Source organism: Streptomyces sp. NPDC000941 (assembly GCF_053599555.1).
Genome location: NZ_JBSFMM010000382.1, coordinates 1 through 5,911, shown reverse-complemented (window position 1 = coordinate 5,911; position 5,911 = coordinate 1). Strand labels below are relative to the sequence as shown.

General features: G+C 75.3%; 3 protein-coding genes and 1 pseudogene. 3 read left to right on the top strand and 1 reads right to left on the bottom strand.

The features are described 5' to 3' along the window. The 3 genes and pseudogenes from ACWDSL_RS51255 to ACWDSL_RS51245 all read left to right on the top strand — a co-directional run. Positions 1–2,458, top strand: a 2,458-nt coding sequence (locus ACWDSL_RS51255) for an SDR family NAD(P)-dependent oxidoreductase (protein ID WP_450496383.1), incomplete at its 5' end; no start/stop codon positions are given. A 157-nt stretch (positions 2,459–2,615) separates the two neighbouring features. Continuing rightward, a pseudogene (locus ACWDSL_RS51250) lies at positions 2,616–3,094 on the top strand (hypothetical protein). Then, entirely contained in the window at positions 3,091–3,450 is a 360-nt protein-coding gene (locus tag ACWDSL_RS51245) for a hypothetical protein (RefSeq protein WP_319701197.1), read from the top strand. The pseudogene ACWDSL_RS51250 and the gene ACWDSL_RS51245 overlap by 4 nt, the downstream one beginning before the upstream one ends. A gap of 179 nt (positions 3,451–3,629) precedes the next feature. Here the strand turns inward: ACWDSL_RS51245 and ACWDSL_RS51240 are convergent. After that, positions 3,630–5,911, bottom strand: a 2,282-nt coding sequence (locus ACWDSL_RS51240; protein ID WP_450496381.1) for a KR domain-containing protein, incomplete at its 5' end; no start/stop codon positions are given.

Sequence of the window (5,911 nt, the reverse complement as noted above, 5' to 3'; positions counted from 1 at the left end):
CTACATCGAAATCGGCCCCGACCCCGTCCTGATCCCGGGCGCCCAACACACCCTCGACGCACTCGACACCCCGCCCGCGCACCCGCCCGTCCTCATCCCCACCCTCACCCGCACCCAGCCCGACGCCGACAGCCTGGCCCAGTCACTCGCCCGCCTCCACACTCTCAGCCCCGTCGACTGGCGCACCTGGTTCACCGACGGCACCACCACCCCGGCCACCATCGACCTGCCCACCTACGCCTTCGACCGCGAGCGCTACTGGCTGCCGACCGCGCCGTCCGTGCCGGCCGACGGCTCGGCTGACCCGGCGGAGGCCGAGCTGTGGGCGGCCATCGAGGGCCAGGACGCCGACGCCCTGGCGCAGTTGCTGGAGCCCGAGGGGGACGCGGCCACCGGCATCGAGGCGTTGCGGCCCGCCCTGCCCGTGCTGTCCGCGTGGCGCCGCCGCCACCGCGAACGCACCACCCTGGCGTCCTGGCGCCACCAGGTCCGCTGGACCCCGCTGCCCGAGCCCGGCGCGTCCGCGCTGCACGGCACGTGGCTGCTGCTCGTCCCCGCCGGACAGGAGGACCACCCGGCGGTGCGGACCGCGACCCGCGCACTGACCGACCACGGCGCCGACGTCGAGCCCCGCACCGCCGACGCCGGCGCCACCGACCGTGAGGCGTTCGCCCGTCAGCTGTCCGGACTGCCCTCATTGACCGCGTTCTCCGGCGTCCTCAGCCTGCTCGCCCTCGACGAACGCCCCCACCCCGGCCATCCGGCCGTTCCCGCCGGGCTCGCCGCCACCGTCGCCGCCCTCCAGGCCCTCGGCGACGCCGGGATCAACGCCCCGCTGTGGTGCCTCACCCAGGGCGCCGTCTCCACCGGCGGCGACGACCCGCTGACGAACCCCCTCCAGGCGCAGGCCTGGGGCGTCGGCCGCGTCGCGGCACTCGAACACGCCGACCGCTGGGGCGGCCTGATCGACCTCCCGCCCGAGCCCGACGAGCGGACCGCCGCCCTGCTGGCTGCCCTGCTCGCCGGCGTTCCCCCGGGCGGCCCGCCCGAGGACCAGGCGGCGATCCGGGCGCGCGGCCTGCTGGTCCGCCGCCTCGCGCACGCCCCCGGGCGTCCCGCGCGCCGCCCCTGGCGGCCGGAGGGCACCGTGCTGATCACCGGCGGCACCGGCGGCATCGGCGGGTTGCTGGCCCGCTGGGCGGTCGGGCACGGCGCTGGACACCTGGTCCTCACCAGCCGGCGCGGCCCCGACGCCCCGGGCGCCGCCGAGCTGGCCGCCGAACTCCGCGCCATGGGCGCCTCGGTGACCATCGCCGCCTGCGACGCGGCGGACCGCGACGCGCTGCGGGGCGTGCTCGACGCCATCCCCGCCGAGCACCCGCTGACCGCCGTCATCCACGCCGCCGGCGTCGTCGAACACGGCCTCATCGCCGACGCCGACCCCGGCCACCTCGACCGCCTGCTCGCCCCGAAGGCGCTCGCAGCCCGCCACCTCCACGAGCTGACCAAGGGGCACGACCTCTCGGCCTTCGTGCTGTTCTCCTCGGTCTCCGCGATCTGGGGCAGCGGGCAGCAGGGCGCGTACGCGGCCGCCAACGCCTACCTCGACGCCCTCGCCGAGCACCGCCGCGCCGAGGGCCTGCCCGCCACCTCGCTGGCCTGGGGTCTGTGGGGCGAGGTCGGCATGGCGACCGCCGACGACGAACTCGACTACTTCCGCCGCCGCGGCGTGCACCCCCTCGACCCCCGGCTCGGCATCATCTCTCTCCACCAGGCGATCGAACGCGGGGACACCACGGCCGTCATCGCCGGGGTCGACTGGCGCCGCTTCCTGGTCAGCTTCACCGCGCTGCGCCCCAGCCCGTTCCTCGGCGACCTGCCCGAGGCCGCCGACCGGGAGGGGGACGACGCACCGGCACCGGCCGCCCAGGACGCCGACCCGCTGCGGCAGAAGCTCGCCGCGAGCCCGCAGGCCGAGCGGCACCACATCCTGGTGCGGCACGTGCGGACCCACGCGGCCGGCATCCTCGGCCACGCCTCCGCCGACGCCGTCCCGGCGACGAAGCCGTTCCAGGAGCTGGGCTTCGACTCACTCACCGCCGTGCGGCTGCGCAACGAGCTGAACGCCAGCACCGGGCTGAATCTGCCCGCCACTGTGCTGTTCGACTACCCCTCGGCCGAGGAACTCGCCCGCTACCTCCACGATCTGCTCGTCGCCGACGTCGCCACGAGCGAGGCGCGGATCATGTCCGAGCTGGACGGCTGGGACGCCTCCCACGCACCCGAGGGCGTCAACGAGGCCGCCCGCTCCCGGATCGCGGCCCGGCTGCGGCTCCTTGCCGAGCGGTGGAGCGAGCCGGTCGACGCCGACGGCGCCGCCGGGTCCCACGAGGACCTGGAGGAGGCCACGGCGGAGGAGATCTTCGACCTGATCGCGAGCGAGTTCGGCAAGTCCTGACCCGGCAGCCGCACCGAGCCGTTGGCCGTTCGAGTCATTGAGGATTGTTCCCGCGCAGCCGAAGATCGTTCCCCAGGGCACGAGCGCCATGCGGTTGGGCGATGCGTCCCTCTTCCGAGCGATGGCACCGAGCCAAGTTTCGAAGTAATTTCAAAGTCTGAGTTCCGAGAGCGCAGCCGTCAACTTCTCCGAGCTGGTGAACAAGAACAAGCAGACCCTTGCCCGGCTTCAGGAATCGCCGAGACTGCTCCTGCACCGCAGAGGCGGCGAGGATCTGGTCCTCACCACCGCGGCGCGGGCCGAGCAGGAGCAGACCGTGGTGTCCGCGGCTACCCGGATGCTGGTCGCCATGGCGCGCCGGGAGCCCGGCAGCATGGAACTGCTCCTCGACATACTGCCGGACGCGTTCCCGTGGGTCCGATTCCTGCCCGAGTCCGATCTCCATGCCTTCGCCGTCGAACTGGTCGACACCATGCGCGCTGCCGACTCGATCAGCAGCAGCGCACCCGTCGCCCAGTTGCTCATTGCCTGGCAGCACACCGCCGAGGTCTACTCCGATCCCGCACTGCTGGCCGCGCTGACCAGGGATCACGGCGAAGACTACGCCCGGTGCCAGACCCGCGGGACGTCGCATGACCGCGGGTCGCGGCGACCGCGCCGCGCCTCCGGCACCGGACGGCCACTGGGAAGTCCGCTTCGCTGATGCCGCCTCGGCCAAGGGCTGGGAGAGCCTCGCCCAGCAGGCCCGCGAGAACACCTACCGCGCCTGGACCACCATGCGCACCGACCCCCGACCGACCACGGAGAAACCCCGGCACCACCGCCTCAAAGGCGCTCTGGCACATGGCGCCCACCGCGGGCAGACCTGCGAGCAGTGGCAGATCGAGGTGGCCGGCGGTGGCCGCATCTGGTACCTCCTCGACACTGTCCGGGAGACGTGCTGGATCACCTTCGCAGGAACGGGACATCCGCGAGCCACAGACCGGCGCTGACAGCCGGGTGGGCGGCGGAACGGGATCAGGAGGGCATCGGTTTCAGCGTGCTCCGGAAGGAACCCCGCAGGGGTCGCTGGTCCCCCCCCCAGGACCGGCCCCAGGGAGCGCTCCAGGAAGCGAATTCTCCCAGCCACCCCTGACGAAGGGCGTCAGGGGTGGCTGCGTTCCGTGAGGGGTCAGGACTCGCCGAACTCGCGATCGATGAGGGCGAACATCTCGTCGGCGGACGCCGACGCCAGCTCGTCGCCCGTCTGCTGCTCGTCCTGCGGCTCGGCCCCGCCCTCGTACCGCCACAGCAGCACCCGCAGCCGGTGGGTGAGGCCGGAACGCCGGGGATCGTCCGCGTCCAGGGCCGCCAGCGCCGCCTCGATGCCGTCGAGGTGCGCGGCGGCCGGCTCCGTCCCGGAGTCCTCCGCCATCACCTGCGCGACCAGGTAGCCGGCCAGCGCGGTCGGCGTCGGGTAGTCGAAGACCAGCGTGGCAGGCAGCGTCAGGCCGGTGGCGCCGCGCAGCCGGTTCCTGAACTCGATCGCCGCCACCGAGTCGAACCCCAGGTCCTTGAAGGACTGCTGGGGGTCGAGCGACTCCGCCGACGCGTAGCGCAGCGCGTTCGCCACGTGGGTGCGCACCAGCGCCAGCAGCGTGCCGTCGCGCTCCTGCGGCGGCTGCGCCGCGAGCCGCTCACGCAGCGCCGCCAGGCCCTCCGCCGATCCGGCGTCGTCCTCGGCACCCCGCGCGGCCCGCCGGGCCGCCGGGATCTCCTCGAAGAGACGGCTGGGGCGCACCATGGTGAACACCGGCACGAACCGCTCCCAGTGCACGTCCGCGAGGACCGCGTGCCCCTCGCCGCCGTCCAGCGTCCGCCGCAGCGCCGTCAGCGCCAGCCCGGGGTCGAGGGCCGACAGCCCGTGGCGTTCGGCGCGTTCGGCCGCATCGGCTCGCACCGCCCCCTCGTCGTTCCACGGGCCCCACGCCACCCGGACGACGGGCCCGCCGGCTGCCTCGCGCCGTTGCGCCACCGCGTCCAGGTACGCCTCGGCGGCGGCGCGGGCGCCCTGCTCCCCGACGCCCCAGACCCCCACGACGGAGGAGAAGACCACCACCGGGTCGTCCGCCTCCAGGCCACACAGCTCCGGGAGGTGATCGACGTCGGCCACGGCGTTCGACAGCGCCTCGGCCAGCCCGTCCGGCGTGAGACCGGCCAGCGGCACCGGCTCGCCCGCGGTCCCCGCGTGGACGATGGTCCGCACGCGCGGCCCGGAGGCCGCGAGCTGATCGGCCAGTTCGCGCCGGGCGGCCGGCCCGGACGGCACGCCGTCCACGACGGTCGCCTCGGCGCCCAGCTCCGCCAGCGAGGCCACCAGCTCCGCGCCGCCGGGCGCGTCCTGGCCGCCCGGCGCGAGCAGCACGATGCGCTTGGTGCCGCCCGCCGCCAGCCAGCGCGCCACGTGGGCCGCGACCCCGGTGACCCCGCCGGTGACGAGCACGCCGTCCCGGGGCGTCCACGCCCGTTCGTCCTGTTCGTTCGGCCCGTCGAGGGGCGCGGGCAGCACCCGCCGCCCGTACACGCCCTCGGAGCGCAGCGCGACCTGGTCCTCGCCGTCCCGCCCGGCCAGCGCGGCGCGCAGCAGGCCCGGGGTGAGGTCGTCGGCCGAAGCGGGCAGGTCGATCAGCCCGCCCCACGCCGCGGGGTGTTCCAGGGCGGCCACCCGGCCGAGCCCCCACACCTGGGCCTGCGCCGGCGCGCTGGGCCGCTCCTCGCCGTCCCCGGCCGCCACCGCGCCCCGGGTCGCGGAGTACAGAGGGGCGTCCACCTCGGCCTCCAGCACGGCGCGCAGCAGGGCGTGGGTGGCGGTGAGGCCACGGCTCACGGCCGGGAACGCCGCCGCGTGCGGGCGTTCGTCCAGCGCCAGCAGCGACAACACGCCCGCGGGGGGCGGGCCGTCGGCCAGCGCGGCGCGCAGCAGGCCCGGGGCGAGGTCGCCGGCCGGCAGCAGCCGCACCTCCGCGCCACCCGCCGTCAGGGCCCGCTCGCAGGCCTCGGCCCACTCCCCGGCGCCCTCGGGCGGCACCACCAGCAGCCACGGGCCCTCGGCCGGGAAGGAGCCCTGGCCGGGGTCGGGCAGGCGGCGCCAGCCGACCCGGTAACGCCAGGCACTGACCGTCGACCGCTCGTGGCGTTCCCGGCGCCAGTGCGAGAGCGTGGGCAGCAGCGCGTCCAGCGACGCGCGCCGCCCGTCCTCCGCGCCGAGGCCCAACGCCTCGGACAGGCCCGGGAGATCCTGCGCCTCGACCGCGTGCCAGAACCGGGTCTCCTCCGCGTCCGCCCCGGCGGCCGGGGCGTCGGCCACCTCATCCGGCCCCCAGTAGCGCTGTCGTTGGAAGGGGTAGGTGGGGAGGTTGGGTGGTTCGGTGTCTGGGGCTGGTGGTGTGGGGAACCAGGTGTGCCAGTTGATGG